Below are 20904 nucleotides of genomic sequence, written 5' to 3'. Positions count from 1 at the left end.
AATCTGGGCGCTCAGTTGGCCTTGAACGGAGATTCTTCTGGTGGCCTGGCGTGATGCTTTGCGCGTGGATGACGACACAAGAAGCGCCTCTGACCTGCTGTTTTGCCTTGATGATGCATTTGATGAATCATTGATTCAAGTTTTGAGCATGTTTTCTCGGGCGATTTTGGAGGCGAATAATGGCGGTCGATGGTTCCGGGCGTGTGCTGCAGCTGAGTGCTGTTCGCCTGTTGCATCCAGAGGAGCAGACGCTCGAGGACATGTTCACCGGGTGGCGCAACCAGCAGCTCTCCAGGAACCTGCAGTTCGACACGATCGATAAGGGCATCGCCTGCGTCAAGAGGTTCGTGAACCATGTGAACGAGTTTCCGTGGAACTGGGGGCCGGAGCATGTCGAGGAGTATTTCGGTGACCTGCGCTCGATCTACCAGTTGAAGCAGTCCACTATCCGCGGTTACCAGTCCTCCCTTCGCCGGTTCTGCTCCTACGTCTCCAATCCCGACTACGGCTGGGACCGAGTCTGCGAGGAACGTTTCGGCACCCACCCGTCCCAGGTTTTCTTCGACTGGAACACCGCATCCCACACCCAGGAGTACGAAGGCCGGCCCTCGAAGAGGCCGTTCACCAGGGCTGAGCTGCAACGGCTGTTTGACCACGCGGATGACCAGGTTGAACTCATCGCGGCCTCCGGCAAGAAGGGCTGGCAAGCAGCCTACAGAGACTCCGTGATGCTGAAAGTCACGTACTCCTACGGACTCCGGTTCAACGAGCTCCGCCACCTGCAAACGGTCGATTTCGCGACCAACCCGCAAGCACGAAGGTTCGGGAAAACAGGAATCTGCAAAGTCCGTTTCGGCAAGTCCCTCAAAGGCTCCCCCTACAAATCCCGCAGCGTCCTGACCGTGTTCGACTGGACCTCCGGCATCATCGACGACTGGCTCGCCAACGGCCGCGGAACCCTCGACACCCTCGACCTGTTTCCCAGTGAGCGGGGCGGGGTGATCTGCGAATCGACCCTGCTGCGCCGCCTGCGGCGCTACCTGAAAGAACTGGGCATGCCCATGGACGGCCTGGACCTTCACTCGCTCAGACGCTCCTATGCGACGCACCTGCTCGAGGATGGGTGGGATTCTAGATTCGTGCAATATCAAATGGGCCACGAACACGCCTCCACCACCGGGATCTACCAATTCGTCAGCGACGACTTCCGCAACACCGCCCTCCGGGCAGCCCTGGACGGCACCATGAACGACGTCCTCGGCACGCAGATGCGAGGCCAATGGTGAAACGCGAAGTCGAATACAGATGGCGGCTCGCCGAGCTCATGGCAGCACGGGGACTGCACAACACCACCGACCTCATCCCCCTGCTCGCCGAACGCGGCATCACCTTGTCACGACCCCAGGTCTATCGACTGGTCAACCAGAAACCCGAACGCGTCGCCTTACAAGTCATCGCAGCGATCTGCGACATCTTCTCCTGCGGACCCGAGGACCTCATCACCGTCACAGCCGCGGACATCCGCGCCCGCAAAACAGGCACCAACTCCCCCAACGTCGTCGACCTGAACCGCACCGTCCGCCCACGCCGGGCCCGCATCATCAACGATGACAACTGACCAACCCACGGGCCTGACTGCCCGCAACACCACCCGCGGCAGGCCACGCACCACCGGCACCGCCACCTGCGCCCGCTGCAGCCGCAGCGCCGGACGAACACGCGCCACCTGGCCCGAAGGAAAAATCTGCGGCCCCTGCTTCACCACTGCAACACGCACCCACGGGACCTGCCCCGACTGCGGCCAACACCGGCTCCTGCCCGGCCCACCCGAACCCAACGGCGGCCCACGATGCGCACCCTGCGCCGGAATCACCCACGACTTCCACTGCACCCGCTGCAACCACGAAGGCGAGTTCTACCGAACGGGCATCTGCGCCCGCTGCGCCCTCCGCGACGACCTCACCCAACTACTCCCCACAAACCCCACTGAACCTTCAACAGCAACCCGGCTCATCGAGGTCCTCTGCCAAGCCCAGCGCCCCGAAAGCATCATCACCTGGAAACGCTCCGCCACAGTCCAAGCCCTCCTGAGATCACTCGCCAACGGGACAACACCCCTGACCCACGAAGGCCTCGATACCTACGCCAAAACCGCCGAACGAGCAACAAACCACCTACGCGCCCTGCTCGTCCACCACGAACTGCTCCCCTACCAAGACCCCTACGTGGCCCGGTTCGAAACCTGGATCAAAGCCAAACTCGACCCCCTGCCCGAGGAGGTCGCCAAACCAGTCGAGCACTTCGCGACCTGGCACCACCTCCGACGCATCCGGACCACCACAACACCGGAAAAGAACGCCCGCGGCCCGGTGCACTCGGCCAAACAAGAGATCACCGAAACCACCAAATTCCTCCTCTGGCTCTGGGAAACGCACCAACGAACAGCAGCGACCTGCACCCAGCAAGACATCGACGCCTGGCTCGCCGCCGGACCCACGACCAGAAAACAGATCCGCACGTTCATCATCTTCATCAAGAACACCGGCACCAACCACCGCGTCAACATGGGCTACTACACCGCGAAAACACGACCCACAATCACCCAGGACCAGCGCCTCGCCTGGCTGCGGGAACTCCTCACCGGCACCAGCGAATCCCTGCCCTACCGCGTCGCCGGCGCCCTCTTGCTTCTCTACGCCCAACCGCTCGTGAAAGTCGCCCAACTCCGGACCGACGCCATAGAGACCAACTACACCACCGGCAACATGAGAATCAGCTTGGGCCTGCACCCAGTGCCCGTCCCAACACCCGTAGCAGACCTCATCCAACAGCACCTGGCAGACCGGCCCAACCTCAGAACCGGATCAAACACCCAAAGCCCCTGGCTCTTCCCAGGCACCCGCGCAGGTCAACACCTTCACCCCAATACCATCATGGACAGGCTACGCAGCCTCGGCATCGACCTGCGCGGGGCACGAAACACCGCCCTCGATGAACTCCTCACCATCACACCACCACCGCTGGTCGCCGACGCACTCGGCTACAGCCACCAAGTAGCCTTCATTCACGCCGACAACGCCGGCGACGCATGGACCCGCTACGTCAACCGGCGGACAAACCACACTCCAGAAAAGCTGAAAGACACCAAACGAAAGGACCAGAATGGGTAAGCGTAAACCGGCCGCGTGGGGCATCGTCGTGCGCCTGGACACGGGCGAGACGTTCTATTACTACCTGCATCCCGACCGGCCCGGCGACGAATGGACCCCCAGAGAAAACCAGGCACTACGGTTCAACTCCGAAGAAGAAGCCCAATCCCGATGCCGCACCTTCGTGACAAACAGGAAAGCAAAGGAATACTACGTCGTGCCGCTGCCCCTGCTGAGGGTCTAGGCCTCTGGCACCACGGCTCTCGCCGATAATCGGATTGTGGACGACCACGATTTCTGGTTGCCATGAATCCCGCCGTGTCCTAGCGCTGGGGCAGCTCATATCCTCGGCGGCTAAGTTCTTCCCGCACGGGAACGAAAGCGAACTGGGGCTTGGCAGAAAGCAGCGGAACCAGATCGACCACAGACGGGGTACTGTCCATAAAGTCTGCGACCGGGTTGATGACAACCTCAGTGAGCTGTTTGAGGAACGAATCCTCGGGGATCCGGCTACCCATTTCAGCGTCGAGCAGGATGGTTCCCGGAAGGTCCCGTGCAACCAAGCCATCAGGTCGAGCAAAATCGATCGTCGGAATCACGTCTGTTTCTTCGGCTCGAAGGCTCAGAAGGCAGAAATTTTCTGAACGGAACTCCCCACTAGGGACCGATGAGTCCCAACCCAGGTTCAGATAGAAGTCTCCGCTCCCCCACCGGGACTTTTGAAGATTAACCACCTGATACTCACCGGCCGACGTCGTCCGGAACCAGTTCCGACCCCGCTTACGGAAACCACGCAACTTGAAAGCGCCAGCGAAGGCCGACTCGACCAATTTCGTTCTATCCACACGGGATATTCTCCAGCATGGAGACGTCCGCACTGACGAATGTATCGACGCAGTCGTGCCCTCTGCGAAACTCGTCCTATGACGCATAGAAACGATCTCCGCGTGCTTGCCATCCGGGAAGCCCTTTACGAGGAAATTGTGGGCGCCGACGTGTTGATTGCAACAGCTCTAAACGCTCTGTTGGATGGCGTAGATTCTCCATCGCTGCCGCTCCTAGCTGGCCTTACGCGACGGGAGGAAGGCGACGCGCATGATCTATTCAACGCAGTCGTAAACGAGTTGAACATTGCGCCGCCGACGCCCGCGAAGACGACGCCCGAACGCTGGAACTTGGTCAGATGGCTGTGCCAGGCGCTGGTAGACGGGGAACTAAAGCCCGAGTATGCGGGTCGCCTCATCTGGTGGGAAGGATGGGACGAACTCGGATATCCCGAATCACTCAGACCACTCGTCGGCCAAGTGAGCGAGTGGGACGATTGGACACCATCTTGGACCATTGACCGACACCAAATAGGTCAGCTGATTGTCGACGAAGCAAAGAAGCTCCTCGACGGGCCCTGGCCACCGAAGTAGCCGAACGGTTCACCTCACAACGAGGAATACGTCCACATCCAATCCGCAGGGACGCCACTAAAGCATTTAAGAATTCCCAAAAGACTCCCCTTGACGCCTCGCCGGCACCACGGTCTTTGACATGCAACCCCGGCACTGGAATAGTGAGCAGTTCGCCCTTGCAGACCGGCGATTCTATAGATATGGCCGGAGGCCTCTGCAATGAACGACACTTCCATACACGATTTCCTAACGCACAGCACTGTCAAGACTTCGACGGATGACGGCCTGGACCTTACAGCCCTTTACGGCCTGTACGTGAGTTGGAGTCTCACAAACGGACACCAGCCGATGGACAATGGCGCATTCGTGACGGCGCTCAGGCACTACGGCCTGGAGCATGACGACAACCGCGGAAGCGTCCGCTTCTACCCGGGAATCACGATGCTGGATCCTTCCGCCACGCTTGCGACCCCGGAGAATCCACTCAAGATCGACCTCACGACTGGTGATTCCGTCGCGGATAAGCCGGACGCACTACCCGTCTGATAACGAAAAACAGGTGTGGCCCGATCTGAAAAGATCGGGCCACACCTGTTTTTGCTCTTTGTCGCACGTTTGTCAGGCGACGGCGTTCGGAACCTCCAGGAATTCAGGGGCTCCGATGGAACGCATGGGAGCCGAGCCCGAAAGCACGTAGTCGCGCGCCGCCGGCCCCACCATCCTCAGACCAACCAAAACCCAGTTTCCCTCGTATCGGCCCCAGTGCAGATGGTGCCTGCGGAGCATGGACCCAAAGGTCCGTTCAGGTATCCGTTCCAGGTTTTCCAGCCGACACCAACTGATGTATAGGCCGTAAAGGGTATCGAGGTCCAAGCCCTCTTCAGTATCTTCTTCCACGACCAGGCATTCCTGGAGGAAGCGTGCGAAATTGTCAGTGGCCATGATGGCCTCCAATGGGTAAACAAGGCATGTAACGCCGGGCTGCATCGGCGAAGGAGCCTATAGGCCCACGCTACGCATGCAGGACCCTCTCCACAAGGGGTTCGGTTTGCGCTCCCCCGCTGCCTTCCAGGACGTGCGCCGCTCCTACGGGACGGACGGCCATACTTTCCACGCGCCGTCGGGACTAAAATTATGCAGTAATGACCCGCGCCCCAGTCCACGTTGTACGGATCGCGATCGCCGCGACCCTCTTGGCTGGCTGCACCCCTGGCGTTGGAATTCAAGACTCCTCCCCCAGCGTGGTTGCCGCGCCGGCGACTTCGGCAGCGGGAACGTCCCCGGAAGCTTCTGCTACTGCAGTTTCCACCGCTTCTCCCCCGCAACCGCCCGCTCCGGAAGCACCGGCACCAGCTCCCCAACCCTTCGTGTTGAACCTCTACGAGGAAGGTGACTTCGTCCCGCAGTACACGTTCGACTGGTGCGTCGCAGCGAGCATCCAAATGGCGTACAACCTTACCCGACCCAACAGTTCGGGCACGTGGGCAGGTCGCGAGCAGCAGAACGAGCTGTGGGACATGGCGCGTGCACGCTCCTCCAACGCCTTCAACGGTGCCAACCCCCTTGGGTGGGCCCAGGTACTGAATGAGGTTGGCGTGGGCCCTTACGAGGTGGTCAGCATCGCCGACTACAACGAGGCACTTCGTACCGCGGCCAACGCCTTGGCAGCAACCGGCCGTCCCGTTGGACTTGTGATGTGGAGCGGACGGCACGCATGGGTCATGAGCGGCTTCCAATCAGTTGGCGACCCCCGAATCCACCCCCGCTTCGAGGTGACCGGAGTTAACGTCCTGGATCCCCTGTATCCCTACGGCAGCGGCCAATGGGGGCCGTCTCCGGCCCCCAATACACTCCAGAGCCCCGATGAATTGGCCAGACAGTTCGTAGTGCGCGAACCAAGGAGGTGGAGCAGCGCACTGCCAACGGGATACATGCTGGTACTTCCGGTTGCGACCGGAGACGGCGTCCGCTGAACAGCAGTTATTGCTGTTGCGCACCGGCGATGTTTACCAGCCAGGCGATCCCGAACTTGTCCACGCACATCCCGAAGGTGTCACCCCACGGCGCGCTTTCAAGCGGCATGGTGACCGTACCGCCGTCGACGAGTTTGTCCCAGTAGCCCCGAAGTTCCGCTTCGTCCGCGGAGTCGCCGCTGAGCGAAACCGAAATATTGTTGCCGGGGTTGTACTCCATGCCGTTGGGCGTATCTGACGCCATCAAAGTAAGGCCGTGGGGTGACACCAGCATGGCGTGCATCACCTTGTCTGCTTCCTCGGGGTCCTGGCTGGCCTGATAATCGCCAAACGTGCTGATGTTCAGCTCTCCCCCAAAAACGGACTCATAGAAAGTAATCGCGTCGCGGGCATTGTCGCGAAAGGAAAGGTAAGGGTTGAGGCGGGAAGTCATGGGTGAATACTCCTCAGGTTGTGGATGGTGCGCGCGTCACCGTGCGGATATGGTAACAGCGCTACCAACGGCCTGTCCCCTGATTTCGCAGGCGCCGTGGTAAGCCTTTCGGCGCCCGTTGCAGGGTCAGGACGGTCGTCCCCGCGGACAAAGATCCACAGGACTTTCGCTTCACCGGCTTCACCCATTGCGTCGTCCCCGGATATTGTCGGAGTCATGCCCTCCCCAAAAAGATCTTGGATTCCGGCTGCCGCCGGCGACTTGCTGCTCATCCTTGCTTTCGCCGCAATCGGACGCGACGCCCACAGCCGTGGGGATATCATCACCGGGGTCTTCTTGACTGCCTGGCCCTTCCTGGTGGGAGCCGCGACGGGATGGTTGGCCGGGCGCGCATGGCGAAAACCGTTTGCGCTCTGGCCGTCGGGAATTGTCATCTGGGCCGGAGCCCTGCTTGTAGGCATGTTGCTGAGGGCCCTTACCGGGCAAGTGGTGGTGCTGCCGTTCTTCATTGTCGCGTTTGCCGCACTGGCCGCCCTGCTGCTCGGATTCCGCCTGGTGGTCGGCATCGCAGTACGCCTCTACGCCCGCGGCCGTCGACCAGCCTGATCGGCCATTTGGCACAGCTCATGCACTAGGCTTGTTTGCGTCCGCACTGACGACTTCCGGAAGGGCTTCACGTGATCACCGCCTTTGTCCTGATCAAGACCGACGCTTCACGCATTCCGGAGACAGCCGAACAGATTTCGGCGATCCAAGGCATCAGCGAGGTCTACTCGGTCACAGGAGAATGGGACCTGATCGCAGTCGCACGCGTGAGCAAACACGAGGACCTGGCCGATGTCATTGCCGACCGGTTGTCGAAAGTCCCTTCAGTGGTCCACACCACCACGCACATCGCATTCCGGGCCTACTCCCAGCACGACCTCGACGCCGCGTTTGCCCTGGGGTTCGAATAGCCGGCCCTAGGCCTGATCTTGGCTGAGTGAAGTCCACTTGGAAAGGACTGCCGCAGCTTTGCCGGAATCCACCGATTCGGCTGCGCGCTCGAAGGCTGCCCGCATGCGATCCACCAAAGGGCCCTCGGCCGTAAGATCAGCAGCAACCAACCCTGCTGCAGCGTTCAACAGCACGGCATCCCGGATTGGACCGGTCTTTCCGTTGAGTATCTCCCGCACGACAACGGCGTTGGCCGCAGCGTCTCCGCCCCGTAGGTCGGCCACTGTGGATGCAGTTACGCCAAGATCCGCGGGTGAAAATACTTGTTCATGCACTTCTCCCCCACGGATCTCCCAGACGGTGGAAGGCCCCGTGGGAGTGAGTTCGTCCAGGCCATCGTCACCACGGAACACGAGCCCGCGGCTGCCGCGTCGAGCCAGCACACCCGCCACCAGAGGTGCCATCCTGGCATTTGCGACCCCCACGGCCGAGGCCTGCACATGCGCCGGGTTGGTCATGGGACCCAGGAAGTTGAAGGCGGTGGGCACTGCGAGCTCGCGGCGGGGCACGGCCGTGTGCCGGAAGGATGGATGAAATACCTGCGCGAAGCAAAACGTGATTCCGGCTTCCTCAGCGTTGCGGGCCACCCGTTCGATCGGGAGGTCCAGACGCACGCCAAGGGCTTCCAGGACATCGGCTGAACCCGACGTCGATGACGCAGCACGGTTACCGTGCTTTACTACCTTCGCGCCCGCCCCGGCAGCAACGAGCGCGGCCATCGTGGAGATATTGACGGTATTCAGGCGGTCGCCACCCGTACCGACGATGTCCAGCTTCTCCCCCGAAATCTCGATGGGGTTGGCATTGCGGATCATGGCCTCCACAAGCCCGGCCAGTTCTTCCACGGTTTCGCCCTTGGCGCGCAGGGCCACCAGGAAGCCTGCAATCTGCGCTGGCGTCGCATCGCCGGCCATGATCGTGTTCATCGCCCACTCGGTGTTATCCGCAGCCAGGTCGTCGCCGTTGATCAGTGCAGAGATGAGCCCTGGCCAGGTGTTACTGGCTACAGGTGCCGATGCCGGAGAAGTCACCCACTGATGCTATCGACCGAGCCACGCCGATGACCAATGTGAACGAGGCCGGGAACTTTTCCGCGCGATTTCGCGTCTTTGTAGAAAAAGTCTCCCGATTCGGTGGTTTGCATTGGGAAGTCTGGACTTTTACAGACATAATGTCCTTGTGACATCTGCGACCCATGCCCCCAGTACCCCGGCGCACCCGACGCTGAACCGCCCCAACTTGGTTTCTGTAGGAACCGTAGTTTGGCTGTCCAGTGAGTTGATGTTCTTCGCCGGCCTCTTTGCCATGTACTTCACTCTGCGCTCCACGTCTGGACTGATGTGGGCGGAGGAGACGGCCAAGCTCAACTTTCCGTTTGCGCTCGTCAACACCATCGTCCTTGTGGCAAGTTCCTTTACTTGCCAGATGGGTGTGTTTGCTGCCGAGCGGCTCGAACCCCGCCGGACGGGTGGACCACTGCAGTTCACCCGCTGGGGCATGAGCGAATGGTTCATCCTCACATTCGTCATGGGCGCCTTCTTCGTTGCCGGCCAGACGACCGAGTACGCAATGCTCGTCTCCGAGCACGTTTCCTTGTCGTCCAACGCTTACGGCTCCGCCTTCTACATGACCACCGGCTTCCACGGCCTCCACGTCATCGGCGGCCTCATCGCCTTCCTCTTCATCATTGGCCGCGCTTTCGCCGCCAAGAAGTTCGGACACTTCGAAGCGACGTCGGCGATCGTCACCTCTTACTACTGGCACTTCGTTGACGTTGTGTGGATCGGCCTCTTCCTGGTCATCTACGTCCTCAAGTAGCCCGGCTTTGACTCTTTTTCTACAAGAGGCAGAATTTCAAGAAGCGGCTCACGGAGCCGACGCAGGATCGAATAAAGGAACCACCACGTGAAGGCACTCTCGCAGAAGCGACGTCACCCACTGGCAGCCATTGCGCTGCTGTTGATGGGCCTCCTCCTCACTGGTGGGCTTTACGCCATTGCCACATCCGTCAACCAGGCCAAGGCCGACACCACGAGCTTCAGCGCCAGTGACGTAGAAGAAGGCGGCAAACTCTTTGCTGCCAACTGCGCCACCTGCCACGGCATGGGTGCAAGCGGAACCCAGGACGGCCCCTCGCTGGTCGGCGTGGGCGCTGCAGCAGTTGACTTCCAGGTTGGCACCGGCCGTATGCCCATGCAGATGAATGGCCCGCAGGCTCAGAAGAAGCCCGTTCAGTTCAATGACGAGCAGACCAAGCAGCTCTCCGCCTATGTCGCTTCGCTCGGCGCAGGCCCGGCCATTCCGGAGGAGCACCTCCTGGATGAACAGGGTGACGCAGCCAAGGGTGGCGAACTCTTCCGCGTCAACTGTGCAATGTGTCACAACGCAGCAGCAGCAGGCGGCGCGCTGACCCGCGGCAAGTTCGCTCCCGGTCTTGCCGATGTCACAGGCAAGCACATCTACGAGGCAATGGCCACGGGTCCGCAGAACATGCCCGTGTTCAACGACTCCAACGTCACCCCCGAAGACAAGCGCGACATCATCACCTTCCTGAAGACGATCGAAGCCAACGGCTCCCCGGGTGGCGCGGAGCTTGGCTCCCTGGGCCCCGTAGCTGAAGGCCTGTTCGTATGGGTTGCCGGCCTGGGCGTCATCATCGCCTTCACCATCTGGCTGACGTCCCGCACGTCCTAGTCCTCACGGACATAAAACTTCTGCTGCACGGTCAGCAGTTTGGAACTGAAAATTAACTCGGCTCAGACCGAGACAACGAGAGAAGGATGAGGCGAATTATGGGCAACCATAGTGACGGCAGTCCGAACCACTCGGGCACCGTAGCTACGGCTGGTCAGAATGAGGTGGAGAAGTTCCAGGATCCTGGTCTTCCTCCGCATCGTTTGCGCCTGGCTGACACGGACCCGGTAGCCGCGAAGCGCGCCGAGCGTCAGGTAGCCATTCTGTTTGGCATTTCCGTCATCGGAACGCTGGTCTTCCTGGTGGCGTACTTCGCCATCGATCTGGGCGATGACACGAGCATCGCAACGATTCGTACGCAGAACCTGCTTCTGGGTCTGGGAACGGCCTTTGCAATGCTGGGCATCGGCACCGGCATCGTGCACTGGGCCAAAGCCCTGATGCCCGATCACGAAGTCTCGGAAGAGCGCCACGCAATTCGGACCGAGGATGACCGCCAGGCCGCGGTCCGGATCGTCGACGACATCGTCGAGGAAACCGGAATCAAGCGCCGCCCGCTGATCCGCAACACCCTCCTGGGTGCTGTGGCCCTTGCTCCCCTGCCGGCCCTGGCCATCTTCGGCGACCTGGGTCCCCGCCCCGACTACAAGCTCGCACACACCATGTGGGCCCCCGAGGGCGGCAAGCTCAAGCGACTGACCCGCGACCCCGACGGAACCCCGATCAAGGCATCGGATGTCACCATCGGTTCCGCGTTCCACGTGATTCCGGAAGGCCTGAACGAACTCCACGAGGGCAAGCTGAACGAGAAGGCCAAGGCCGTCGTCCTCCTGATGCGCCTCGATCCGAACTCGCTCAACCCGTCACCGGGCCGTGAAAACTGGGGTTACAACGGAATCGTTGCCTACTCCAAGATCTGCACCCACGTTGGTTGCCCCGTTGCTCTCTACGAGCAGCAGACGCACCACCTTCTGTGCCCGTGCCACCAGTCCACATTCGACCTCACGCAGGAATGCAAGGTCATCTTTGGACCGGCAAGCCGTCCGCTTCCCCAGCTGCCGATCGCAGTTGACGCAGAGGGCTACCTCGTCGCCACCAGCGACTTCAAAGAACCTGTAGGACCGAGTTACTGGGAGCGTGACGAGCATGAGCGCCTCATCAACAGCTGAAGCCCCCTTCGTAGCGAAGACCAAGGTAGGACGCTTTACTGACTTTGTTGACCAGCGTGTAGGCGGCTCCGGCATCCTGCGTGAATTTGGCCGCAAGGTCTTTCCGGACCACTGGTCATTCATGTTCGGTGAGGTGGCGCTGTACTCCTTCGTCATCCTGCTGCTTTCCGGAACGTTCCTGACGTTCTTCTTCGACCCCTCCATGGCTGAGACCCACTACCAGGGTTCCTACACGCCGCTGTACAACGTCGAAATGTCCGTCGCATACAACTCCTCCCTGAACATCTCATTCGATGTCCGCGGTGGTTTGTTCATGCGCCAGGTGCACCACTGGGCTGCCCTCCTTTTCGTGGCGTCCCTGGGTGTACACATGCTGCGCGTTTTCTTCACGGGCGCTTTCCGCAAGCCGCGTGAAATGAACTGGGTTGTGGGCGGTGTCCTGTTGATCCTTGCGATGGCAGCAGGCTTCACCGGCTACTCCCTCCCCGATGATCTCCTCTCCGGCAACGGCCTCCGCATCATCGACGGCGTCATCAAGTCCATCCCGGTCATCGGAACGTACATCTCCTTCTTCCTTTTCGGTGGAGAGTTCCCGGGCACGGCAATCATCGGCCGTCTTTACGTGCTCCACATCCTGCTGGTGCCTGCGCTCATCCTCCTGATGATCGTCATCCACCTCTTCATGGTTGTTGTTCACAAGCACACGCAGTACCCCGGCCCCGGCCGTAATGACGGCAACGTCGTCGGCTATCCCCTTGGTCCGGTCTACGCTGCCAAGGCCGGTGGATTCTTCTTCATCGTCTTCGGTGTCGTTGCCCTGATGGCAGCCGCGTTCACTATCAACCCGATCTGGAACTACGGTCCCTACGACCCTTCACCGGTGTCTGCCGGTACCCAGCCTGACTGGTACATCGGATTTGTTGACGGCGCACTCCGACTTATGCCGGGTGTCATCAATGACTTCCACTTCGAGTACGTCATCTTCGGCCACACGCTGACGCTGAACGTCCTGCTGCCGGCCCTGGTACCGGCCGGTATCATCTTCACCGTTCTGTTCATGTACCCGTGGATCGAACGTTGGATCACCAAGGACGATCGTGAGCACCACGTACTCGACCGCCCCCGGAACGCCCCGACCCGTACCGCAATCGGCGTAGCAGGCTTCACCTGGTACTGCGTGATGTGGGCTGCTGCAGGCTCCGACCTCATCGCCACCCACTTCCACGTCTCGCTGAACGATGTCACCTACTGGCTGCGTGCCCTGTTCTTCATCGGACCGGTCATCGCGTTCATCGTGACGAAGCGCATTGCCTTGGCTCTGCAGCGCAAGGATCGCGAAATCGCACTCCACGGCCGCGAGACCGGACGTATCGTGCGACTCCCCCACGGCGAGTTCATCGAAGTGCATGCACCTCTCGACGAATACAAGCGCTACAAGCTCGTTGGCTTCGAGTCCCCTGCACCGATTCCGGCTCAGCCCAACGAGCACGGTGTGGTAACCCGCAAGGAAAAGCGCCGCGCGGCTCTTTCCAAGTGGTTCTTCGAGGACCGCGTTGCCCCGGCGACTCCGGCCGAGCTCGAGGCGGCCCACGCACATGGCCACCACGAGGCCATCGAAGCAGGCGAAGACCAGAAGAGCCTGAGCCACTAGTCAAGGTTCAAAGACAGTAAAAGCGGGCCCGATCCAATGGATCGGGCCCGCTTTTTGCATGCTCGGCCTCATCAGCATCCGAGGCGTTATTGGACGCGATACCCGGAAGAGTAATTCCTGGTTGGACGCACGCCGGGGCGCTGCAATGGTACCCAGAGCTTGTACCGGTCGGCCCGGTAATAGGACACGGAGTAGTCCACCATGGCCCGTGCCACAAACGCGTGGCGCTGGATTTTGAGGAGCGGCGCACCGACGTCGACATTGAGCAGCCTGGCAGTCGACGGTGACGCAGCGGTGGCCTCGATCATGTCCTCGCCCCACTCCATAACGAGCCCGTACCGCTCGCTGAGAACATTGTAGAGCGACGTTGGTGGTGCCTCGTCAAGGAGGCCAGGCACACGGTGGGCGGGTATGAAGTTCTCATCCACGCTCATGGGCTCGTTGTCAGCAAGAAGCAAGCGCCGAAAGCGCACAAGGGGCGTTCCTTCGTCCAACTGGAGCTCCCTCGCCAGGAAGGCACTGGCGCCAATCTGTTCGAAACTCAGAACCTTGGCTGCCGGCACCATGCCACGGCGCTGCATTTCCTCGCTGTACGAGGTGAGCTTCACCTGCAGGTCCAGCTTGGGCTTCTTGACGAAGGTGCCAAGGCCAACCACCCGCTCCAGCACTTCCTCGCCGACCAGCGCATCGATGGCCTGCCGCACAGTCATTCGAGCCAGGCCAAACCTGAGAGACAGATCCCGCTCGGAAGGAAGCGACGAACCGGGAGGACACGACTCTCCGATGAAGGCCCTGAGGATCTCCCTCAGCTGGATGTAGATGGGCGTACTGCTGGTCCGGTCTATTTCACCGACGATTTTGGCCGCCTCAGGCATGTCCCGTCCCCAAGTTTGTTTGGCTCATAGAACAAGGGTAGATCAACGGCAGCACGGTCTAGACCACTACGGCTATAGGAATGGGCGGAGGACCGAAGACGCGGTTACCCTAGGAATGATCCGTTCCCATCCCGCTCTCCAACAGACCAGCCGGGACCCATTTTAGGAGCAGGCTTGCCCCAGCAGCATTCCTTCGTCGCAGCCGAGATCGGGCTCCACGCCCGAGCAGCTGCCGTCTTTGTCCGGGCCGTCAACGAAACCGGCCTGCCTGTCACCATCCGCAAACCCGACGGCCTCCCCGTCGACGCCCGCTCCCTCCTGCAGGTCATGACCGAGGACTTTGCCCACGGCTGCCAGGTGGTCCTGGAAGTGGACCAGGACGAGCTCTCAGGCCATGAATCCTCTCAGGACCTATCCGAGGCTCTGGAGAGGTTGTCAGCCGTCCTGGAGGCCTCCTAGGGCTGCTGGCCCACAGCCACCAAGACCCGCGGGCCTCGCCATCTGGTTAAACAACAAAGGTCCCCACCATCCATGGTGGGGACCTTTGCTGTTGGAAATTGACCTAGTGTGCGTGGTCGCCGCGGCTGTACTCGAAGACCCAACCAATAAGGGCCACGATGGCCAGGCCACCGGCAACGTAAGTCACCCAGAAACCGATAGCCAAGCCGAGGAATCCGCCTGCGCATGCAAGGCCGAGGACCAGCGGCCACCAGCTCCACGGGCTGAAGTGCCCCTGCTCGCCGGCACCCTCGTGGATCTCAGCGTCCGGACGGTCTTCCGGGCGCATGCCGATCCTGCGGCCTGTGAAGCCGAGGTAAGCACCGATCATGCCTGCAAGACCACCCACGAGGAGGATGCCCAGGATACCGACCCATTCGGACCATTCCGTCAGGAATCCGTAAATGATGGTCACGGGGATGAAGAAGAATACTCCTGCTCCGAAGAGCCACGATTCAATTTTCACTTACGCACGTCCTTCTGGTCAGCGTTGCCGAGAATTACGGCTGCCGGGTCCGGAGCCTGGGCAGTGTGGACCTGTGCCAGTTCGGGGTGGTGCAGGTCCAGAGCCGGGCGCTCGGAGCGGATGCGGGGCAGGGAGGTGAAGTTGTGACGGGGCGGCGGGCAGGAAGTTGCCCATTCCAGCGAAGCGCCGAAGCCCCACGGATCGTCAACCTCAACCTTCTTGTTGCTCCGCCACGTGATGTAGACGTTCCAGAAGAACGGCAGGAGTGACGCACCAAGAACGAAGGACGAGATCGTGGAGAACTGGTTCATCCAGGTGAAGTTGTCCTGCGGCATGTAGTCGGCGTAACGGCGGGGCATGCCTTCAACACCGAGCCAGTGCTGGATGAGGAAGGTGCCGTGGAAGCCAAGGAACAGCAGCCAGAAGTGGATCTTGCCCAGGCGTTCGTTGAGCATCTTTCCAGTCCACTTGGGCCACCAGAAGTAGAAGCCGGCGAACATTGCGAACACCACGGTGCCGAACACGACGTAGTGGAAGTGCGCCACCACGAAGTAGGAGTCCGAAACGTGGAAGTCCAGCGGCGGGGAGGCCAGGATGATGCCCGTGAGGCCACCGAAGAGGAAGGTCACCAGGAACCCGATGCTCCAGAGCATCGGAGTTTCGAACGTGATGGAACCTTGCCAGAGCGTACCGATCCAGTTGAAGAACTTCACGCCGGTGGGTACCGCAATCAGCATCGTCATGAAGGCAAAGAACGGCAGCAGGACCGAACCGGTGACGTACATGTGGTGGGCCCACACCGTTACCGACAATGCGGCAATGGCGATGGTCGCGTACACAAGGCCCTTGTAGCCAAAGATCGGCTTACGGCTGAAGACAGGGAAGATCTCAGAGACGATGCCGAAGAACGGCAGGGCGATGATGTACACCTCGGGGTGTCCGAAGAACCAGAACAGGTGCTGCCAGAGGACAGCGCCACCGTTCTCGGGGTCGAAGATGTGTGCGCCAAAGCGACGGTCAGCACCGAGGGCGAACAGTGCAGCTGCCAGCGGCGGGAATGCCATCAGAACCAGGATTGCCGTCACCAGGGTGTTCCACGTGAAGATCGGCATACGCCACATGGTCATGCCGGGGGCACGCATGCAGATGATGGTGGTGATGAAGTTGACCGCACCAAGGATGGTACCGAAGCCTGACAGTGCGAGGCCGAAGACCCACAGGTCACCGCCCACGCCGGGGCTGAAGGTTGTATTCGACAACGGAGCGTAGGCGAACCAACCGAAGGATGCAGCACCCTGCGGGGTGATGAAGCCGGACACCGCGATGGTGGAACCGAACAGGAAGAACCAGAAAGCCAGGGCGTTCAGTCGCGGGAACGCGACGTCGGGGGCACCGATCTGGAGCGGCATGATGACGTTGGCGAAGCCGGCGAACAGCGGCGTTGCAAACATCAGGAGCATTACCGTGCCATGCATGGTGAACATCTGGTTGTACTGTTCCTTGGTCTGCAGGATCTGCATACCGGGTTCGAACAGTTCAGCACGGATCAGCAGCGCCATGACGCCACCGAGGCAGAAGAACACGAACGAGGCGATCAGGTACATGTACCCGATGGTCTTGTGGTCCGTGGAGGTAATCCAGTTGACGACGATTCGCCCCTTGGATTTAGGAACAACGGGAGTCTCAAGGACCCCGGCGGATTGAGTGTACGTAGCCACTTCGCTCCCTTACTTGGTTGCGTTCAGGTTCGGGTTGCGGTCATATTCCGCACCGAGCAGGCCAGTGTTGCCTTCCTGGCGGAGCTGGTCCATGTGAGCCTTGAACTCAGACTCGGACACAACCTTGACGCGGAAAAGCATTTCGGAGTGGTACTCACCGCAGAGTTCAGCACACTTGCCGTCGAAGGTGCCTTCCTTGGTGGGCGTGAACCGGATGTAGTTGGTCTTACCCGGGATCATGTCGCGCTTCTGAAGGAAGGCGGGGACCCAGAAAGAGTGGATGACATCGCGGGAGTTGAGCTCCAGATCAACGGACTTGTTGACCGGCAAGTACAGGGTGGGGAGCAGTTCCTTGTTGACTTCATTGCCAGTAAGGTGCGCCTGCACGCCGGCTTCGTGAACGTCTTCGGTGATGACCTGGCCCTGCTTGTAGTTGAAGTCCCAAGCCCACTGCTTGCCACGGACATCAACAACGACGTCTGCAGGCTGCGAACGGTCATCGATCGCACGCTGGTCCTGGTCGGTGAAGTAGAAGAACACCAGCACCATGAACAGCGGGATGGTCAAGTAGAAGACCTCGAGCGGCAGGTTGTAGCTGAGCTGCTTCGGGAAACCGGTGGTGCCCTTACGGCGGCGGTAGGCAATGATGCACCAGACCAACAGGCCCCACGTGATAATACCGACTGCCAAGGCGGCGATCCATGAGTTGACCCAGAGGTCCATGATCCGGTCAGTGTGGTTGGTGGTGCCGCGCTCTGTAGGCAGCCAACCCTTCTCTACCTCTGGTGAACATCCGGTCAAAACCAACGCGCCGGCTAGTGCCAAGCCAGTGATCGATGTGATCTTTATGCGTCGGCTGCCGGTTCGGTTCTGCGAACTCACAGACGGCCCTTCCTCTTGTTGCTGTCTCCCGGCAGGCCGAAGGCCCTCCGGGCACACTAAAAAGTTTTACTACCCGATGTAGAGCTTACCGCTATGAAGCGGTTTTCGCGCACATGTCGGCGCCGTGGCTCCGAACGCGATGAAACGCGACCGGGACGGCGCCGACATGAGGCTGCTAGCTCGGATCAGTGGAACGAATCGCCGCAGGCGCACGAGCCGCCGGCGTTGGGGTTGTCGATGGTGAACCCCTGCTTCGAAATGGTGTCTTCGAAGTCGATGCTCGCTCCGCTGAGGTAAGGAACGCTCATCTTGTCTACTACCACCTCGACGCCGTCGTAGTCACGGACGGCATCGCCATCAAGCAGACGCTCGTCGAAGTAGAGCTGGTAGATCAGACCGGAGCAGCCACCGGGCTGGACTGCAACACGAAGCCGCAGATCGGTGCGCCCTTCCTGCTCGAGGAGGCTGCGGACCTTGCCTGCTGCGACCTCGGTCAGGTTGACCTCGTGCGTGGGAAGCTCATCGCTCGGGGCGAGCTCGGCTCCAGTGCTGTTTTCGTTGGTTGCAGTGCTCATTGGCCTACCTTCTTATAACGCGCTTGGCAGCGGCGCCGGGGACGCAGCCTGCCCTTACCCAATTACGTACGGGTTATAGCTCCATGCTACGTCGCGCGGACGCATAGCTATAACTCCCTGACGTAACCGCGCCATGCACGGACTTGTTCCCGGCGGCCCCCTCTGGGCGTCCGCCGGGCTTCGCCGGACAAACGTTGCGGCTAGGACCCCAGGCCTTCGACATTCAGGCGTGCAAGCATCAGGGCCTCGGCCAGCACTGCGTGGCGGAAATCCTCAATATGGAGGGACTCATTGGCGCTGTGGGCCCGCGAATCGGGGTCCTCCACGCCTGTCACCAGGATCTGCACCTCGGGATATACCTCCAGCAAGTCGGCGATGAAGGGAATGGACCCGCCAATGCCCATCTCCACGGGCTTGACACCCCACGACTCACCCAGCGCCCACAGGGCTACCTGTGCGGCAGCAGAGCCTGTATCCGTTGAGAAGGCATTGCCCCGCTCCCCCGGGGTGAAAGTGACCTTGGCACCGAAGGGAGCATTGGCTTCAAGGTGGGCCTTCAAAGCCTCCATGGCATCGTCGGGGTCCTGGCCCGGTGCGAGCCGCATACTGAATTTGGCCCGGGCTGCCGGGATGAGGGTGTTGGAGGCCACATCCACAGCCGGAACATCCATGCCAATGATGGAGAGCGCGGGTTTCGTCCACAGACGGGAAGCCAGGGTCCCGCTGCCGGCGAGCCGAACGCCGTCGAGCACTGAAGCGTCAGCCCGGTAGTCCTCTTCGGTGAGGTCCACTTTGACGTCGTCCTTGGCTACAAGTCCGGCAACGGCCACAGTGCCGTCGTCGTCATGGAGGGTGGCAATAAGCCTGGCAAGAAGGGTTGGCGCGTCCAGGACGGGACCGCCGAACATTCCCGAGTGCACGGCGTGCTCCAGGACCCGCACTTCGAAGGTACCGTCTACGAGGCCGCGGAGGCTGGTGGTCAGTGCCGGGACGCCCACTTTCCAGTTGCTGGAGTCTGCAACCACAATCACATCGGCACGCAGGAGTTCGCGGTGTTCTTCCAGGAACGTCCGGAAGGTGGGCGAACCGGCTTCTTCCTCTCCTTCGAAGAAGAAGGTCACGCCCAGGCCGAACTCATCGCCGAGGACCTTTACTGCAGCTGCATACGCAGCCAAATGGGCCATGATGCCGGCCTTGTCATCCGCCGCTCCCCTGCCGTAAAGGCGTCCGTCACGCTCCTCAGCTACAAACGGTTCCGAATTCCACAGTGCGCGGTCTCCCGGCGGCTGGACATCGTGGTGCGCGTACAGCAGGATGGTGGGCTTGCCGTCCCGGGCTTCGCGACGGGCGACGACGGCGGGACCCCCGTTGGTGCCATCGGCCTTGGCCGACCGCAGGATGCGGACGTCCTGCATACCCGCAGTGCGGACCATGGCCGCAACTGCCTCTGCGCTCCGGTCCAGTTCGGCGGGATCGAAGCTGGCCCAGGCAATTCCGGGGATCGCTACGAGTTCCTTGAGTGATGAGATTGTTGCGTCAAAGGCGGCGTTGACGGCCTCGGACAATGCGTGGCCGTCCACTCCGTCAACTGCCGGGGAAGCGACCCCGGTGTGGCCTGCGTTCCCTTGCTGGTTCTGCGGGATCTCCGCGTGTGCTGAATTCATGCCCCTCACCTTACCGCCGGGGCATTGCGGCCAACGTAACCTGCGCCACCTGCCCGCGCTGTATTCTTGAGTGGTGTTCGGACGCAAAAAGGAAGAGCCCAGCGCTCAATCAGTAGTAGACCAGGCCCACGCCGCCTCCACGGAGCCGGTTGTCGGAAAGGGCGCCCCTACGCCCAAGCGGAAAGTCCAGGAGGCCGCCCGCAAGCGCCCTCTGGTACCCACCGACCGCAAGGCTTCCAAGGAAGCCGAGCGTGTGGCGATTCAGGACCAGCGCCAAAAGATGCGCCAGGCATTGGACACCGGCGACGAGAAGTACCTGCCGCTGCGGGACAAGGGACCGCAGAAGCGCTTTGTCCGGGACTACGTCGATGCCCGCTTCACGCTGGGCGAGTACCTGATGTTCGGTGCCCTGCTGTTCGTAGTGGTCTCCCTGGTGGTGCCGACCAACAGTGCGCAGATCACCTATGTCCTGGTGGGCTTCTGGATCATGTTCCTGGCCGTGTTCGTTGACGTCTTTATTCTTTCCCGCCAACTCCGCAAGCGCCTGATGGCCAAGTTCGGAGAGGTGGAGCGTGGCAGTGTCTGGTATGGGTGCATGCGCGCACTCCAGTTCCGCAAACTGCGCCTGCCCAAACCGCAGGTCAAGCGCGGACAGTACCCTTCCTAGCGGACCGCCATTAAGACGTGGCCCCGGACCCTGGCAATCAGCCAATGGTCCGGGGCCTTTTCCTTGCCCTGAATTGCTTGCTCTGAATTGCTTG

The 20904-nt window shown here is 60.9% G+C and carries 25 protein-coding genes and 1 pseudogene; 15 read left to right on the top strand and 11 right to left on the bottom strand.

Features of this window, described 5'->3' with window-relative positions; genetic code table 11:
* The first annotated feature begins 179 nt into the window (after positions 1-179).
* From HMI59_RS10855 to HMI59_RS10840, 4 genes are read left to right on the top strand one after another with little or no spacing between them, the layout of a single operon-like run.
* Positions 180-1286 carry a site-specific integrase gene (locus HMI59_RS10855; protein ID WP_193591322.1) on the top strand — a complete coding sequence of 369 codons (1107 nt, stop codon included), beginning with the start codon at positions 180-182 and terminating at the stop codon, positions 1284-1286.
* Entirely contained in the window at positions 1280-1618 is a 339-nt protein-coding gene (locus tag HMI59_RS10850; protein ID WP_227471348.1) for a helix-turn-helix transcriptional regulator, read from the top strand. Before HMI59_RS10855 ends, HMI59_RS10850 begins: the two co-directional genes overlap by 7 nt.
* The gene (locus HMI59_RS10845; protein ID WP_193591321.1) at positions 1608-3170 is read left to right on the top strand and encodes a recombinase XerD; all 1563 of its coding nucleotides are present in this window, start codon (positions 1608-1610) and stop codon (positions 3168-3170) included. Before HMI59_RS10850 ends, HMI59_RS10845 begins: the two co-directional genes overlap by 11 nt.
* Positions 3163-3393 carry a hypothetical protein gene (locus HMI59_RS10840; protein ID WP_193591320.1) on the top strand — a complete coding sequence of 77 codons (231 nt, stop codon included), beginning with the start codon at positions 3163-3165 and terminating at the stop codon, positions 3391-3393. The genes HMI59_RS10845 and HMI59_RS10840 overlap by 8 nt, the downstream gene beginning before the upstream one ends.
* Before the next feature lie 79 nt (positions 3394-3472).
* On the opposite strand, the gene HMI59_RS25665 is transcribed toward HMI59_RS10840, so the two are convergent.
* Both HMI59_RS25665 and HMI59_RS26075 read right to left on the bottom strand, forming a co-directional pair.
* On the bottom strand, positions 3473-3748 hold the full coding sequence (locus HMI59_RS25665) for a hypothetical protein (protein ID WP_227471658.1): 276 nt from the start codon (positions 3746-3748) through the stop codon (positions 3473-3475).
* Positions 3749-3838: 90 nt separating this feature from the next.
* A pseudogene (locus HMI59_RS26075) lies at positions 3839-4081 on the bottom strand (DUF4304 domain-containing protein); the annotation flags it as partial.
* On the opposite strand from HMI59_RS26075, the gene HMI59_RS10830 reads away from it, so the two are divergent.
* Complete coding sequence (locus tag HMI59_RS10830; protein ID WP_193591318.1) at positions 4073-4567, top strand: hypothetical protein; 495 nt, start codon at positions 4073-4075, stop codon at positions 4565-4567. The pseudogene HMI59_RS26075 and the gene HMI59_RS10830 overlap by 9 nt on opposite strands.
* A 330-nt stretch (positions 4568-4897) precedes the next feature.
* Positions 4898-5095: a hypothetical protein gene (locus HMI59_RS10825; protein ID WP_031215957.1), complete on the top strand. Its 198-nt coding sequence runs from the start codon at positions 4898-4900 to the stop codon at positions 5093-5095.
* 72 nt (positions 5096-5167) lie between these two features.
* On the opposite strand, the gene HMI59_RS10820 is transcribed toward HMI59_RS10825, so the two are convergent.
* Positions 5168-5491: a primase-like DNA-binding domain-containing protein gene (locus tag HMI59_RS10820; RefSeq protein ID WP_166184366.1), complete on the bottom strand. Its 324-nt coding sequence runs from the start codon at positions 5489-5491 to the stop codon at positions 5168-5170.
* 200 nt (positions 5492-5691) lie between these two features.
* On the opposite strand from HMI59_RS10820, the gene HMI59_RS10815 reads away from it, so the two are divergent.
* Positions 5692-6522: a hypothetical protein gene (locus HMI59_RS10815; protein WP_166184368.1), complete on the top strand. Its 831-nt coding sequence runs from the start codon at positions 5692-5694 to the stop codon at positions 6520-6522.
* Positions 6523-6529: 7 nt separating this feature from the next.
* Here HMI59_RS10815 and HMI59_RS10810 read toward each other — a convergent pair whose 3' ends face one another.
* On the bottom strand, positions 6530-6955 hold the full coding sequence (locus HMI59_RS10810) for a VOC family protein (RefSeq protein ID WP_021470538.1): 426 nt from the start codon (positions 6953-6955) through the stop codon (positions 6530-6532).
* A 216-nt stretch (positions 6956-7171) separates the two neighbouring features.
* Here HMI59_RS10810 and HMI59_RS10805 point away from each other — a divergent pair, with 216 nt between their 5' ends.
* Both HMI59_RS10805 and HMI59_RS10800 read left to right on the top strand, forming a co-directional pair.
* Positions 7172-7561, top strand: coding sequence for a DUF3054 domain-containing protein (locus tag HMI59_RS10805; protein WP_166184370.1), 390 nt, complete (start codon positions 7172-7174; stop codon positions 7559-7561).
* 71 nt (positions 7562-7632) lie between these two features.
* Positions 7633-7911 (top strand): Lrp/AsnC family transcriptional regulator, encoded by a 279-nt coding sequence (locus tag HMI59_RS10800; RefSeq protein ID WP_018777675.1) that lies wholly within the window; start codon positions 7633-7635, stop codon positions 7909-7911.
* A 6-nt stretch (positions 7912-7917) separates the two neighbouring features.
* On the opposite strand, the gene trpD is transcribed toward HMI59_RS10800, so the two are convergent.
* A complete protein-coding gene (gene trpD, locus HMI59_RS10795) occupies positions 7918-8982 on the bottom strand; it encodes an anthranilate phosphoribosyltransferase (RefSeq protein WP_166184372.1) in 1065 nt (354 codons plus the stop codon).
* A gap of 148 nt (positions 8983-9130) precedes the next feature.
* Between trpD and HMI59_RS10790 the strand changes: the two genes are divergently transcribed.
* The 4 genes from HMI59_RS10790 (at position 9131) to HMI59_RS10775 (ending at position 13465) form a co-directional block, all read left to right on the top strand.
* Positions 9131-9769, top strand: coding sequence for a heme-copper oxidase subunit III (locus tag HMI59_RS10790; RefSeq protein WP_079941267.1), 639 nt, complete (start codon positions 9131-9133; stop codon positions 9767-9769).
* Between the two features lie 87 nt (positions 9770-9856).
* The gene (locus HMI59_RS10785; protein WP_166184373.1) at positions 9857-10645 is read left to right on the top strand and encodes a c-type cytochrome; all 789 of its coding nucleotides are present in this window, start codon (positions 9857-9859) and stop codon (positions 10643-10645) included.
* Between the two features lie 98 nt (positions 10646-10743).
* Complete coding sequence (locus HMI59_RS10780; protein WP_193591317.1) at positions 10744-11814, top strand: ubiquinol-cytochrome c reductase iron-sulfur subunit; 1071 nt, start codon at positions 10744-10746, stop codon at positions 11812-11814.
* Complete coding sequence (locus HMI59_RS10775; protein WP_021470544.1) at positions 11792-13465, top strand: ubiquinol-cytochrome c reductase cytochrome b subunit; 1674 nt, start codon at positions 11792-11794, stop codon at positions 13463-13465. The genes HMI59_RS10780 and HMI59_RS10775 overlap by 23 nt, the downstream gene beginning before the upstream one ends.
* 86 nt (positions 13466-13551) lie before the next feature.
* Here the strand turns inward: HMI59_RS10775 and HMI59_RS10770 are convergent, their stop codons facing one another.
* Positions 13552-14340 (bottom strand): GntR family transcriptional regulator, encoded by a 789-nt coding sequence (locus tag HMI59_RS10770; protein WP_166184375.1) that lies wholly within the window; start codon positions 14338-14340, stop codon positions 13552-13554.
* Between the two features lie 174 nt (positions 14341-14514).
* Between HMI59_RS10770 and HMI59_RS10765 the strand changes: the two genes are divergently transcribed.
* Positions 14515-14799 (top strand): HPr family phosphocarrier protein, encoded by a 285-nt coding sequence (locus HMI59_RS10765; protein WP_166184377.1) that lies wholly within the window; start codon positions 14515-14517, stop codon positions 14797-14799.
* Between the two features lie 103 nt (positions 14800-14902).
* Here the strand turns inward: HMI59_RS10765 and HMI59_RS10760 are convergent, their stop codons facing one another.
* The 5 genes from HMI59_RS10760 to HMI59_RS10740 form a co-directional block, all read right to left on the bottom strand.
* Positions 14903-15304, bottom strand: a complete 402-nt coding sequence (locus tag HMI59_RS10760) for a cytochrome c oxidase subunit 4 (protein WP_021470547.1) — start codon at positions 15302-15304, stop codon at positions 14903-14905.
* Positions 15301-17022, bottom strand: a complete 1722-nt coding sequence (ctaD, locus tag HMI59_RS10755) for a cytochrome c oxidase subunit I (RefSeq protein ID WP_021470548.1) — start codon at positions 17020-17022, stop codon at positions 15301-15303. Before ctaD ends, HMI59_RS10760 begins: the two co-directional genes overlap by 4 nt.
* 9 nt (positions 17023-17031) lie before the next feature.
* Positions 17032-17904, bottom strand: coding sequence for a cytochrome c oxidase subunit II (coxB, locus tag HMI59_RS10750; RefSeq protein WP_021470549.1), 873 nt, complete (start codon positions 17902-17904; stop codon positions 17032-17034).
* Between the two features lie 185 nt (positions 17905-18089).
* The gene (locus HMI59_RS10745; protein WP_021470550.1) at positions 18090-18479 is read right to left on the bottom strand and encodes an iron-sulfur cluster assembly accessory protein; all 390 of its coding nucleotides are present in this window, start codon (positions 18477-18479) and stop codon (positions 18090-18092) included.
* A gap of 200 nt (positions 18480-18679) precedes the next feature.
* Positions 18680-20143 (bottom strand): dipeptidase, encoded by a 1464-nt coding sequence (locus HMI59_RS10740; protein ID WP_193593613.1) that lies wholly within the window; start codon positions 20141-20143, stop codon positions 18680-18682.
* Positions 20144-20216: 73 nt separating this feature from the next.
* Between HMI59_RS10740 and HMI59_RS10735 the strand changes: the two genes are divergently transcribed.
* Positions 20217-20810 (top strand): DUF3043 domain-containing protein, encoded by a 594-nt coding sequence (locus HMI59_RS10735; RefSeq protein ID WP_021470552.1) that lies wholly within the window; start codon positions 20217-20219, stop codon positions 20808-20810.
* Positions 20811-20904 lie beyond the last annotated feature (94 nt).

Origin of the sequence: Paenarthrobacter sp. YJN-5, from assembly GCF_015040095.1 — a bacterium.
Classification (GTDB): Bacteria; Actinomycetota; Actinomycetes; order Actinomycetales; family Micrococcaceae; genus Arthrobacter; species Arthrobacter ureafaciens.
This window is presented reverse-complemented; position numbering and strand designations above follow the sequence as displayed.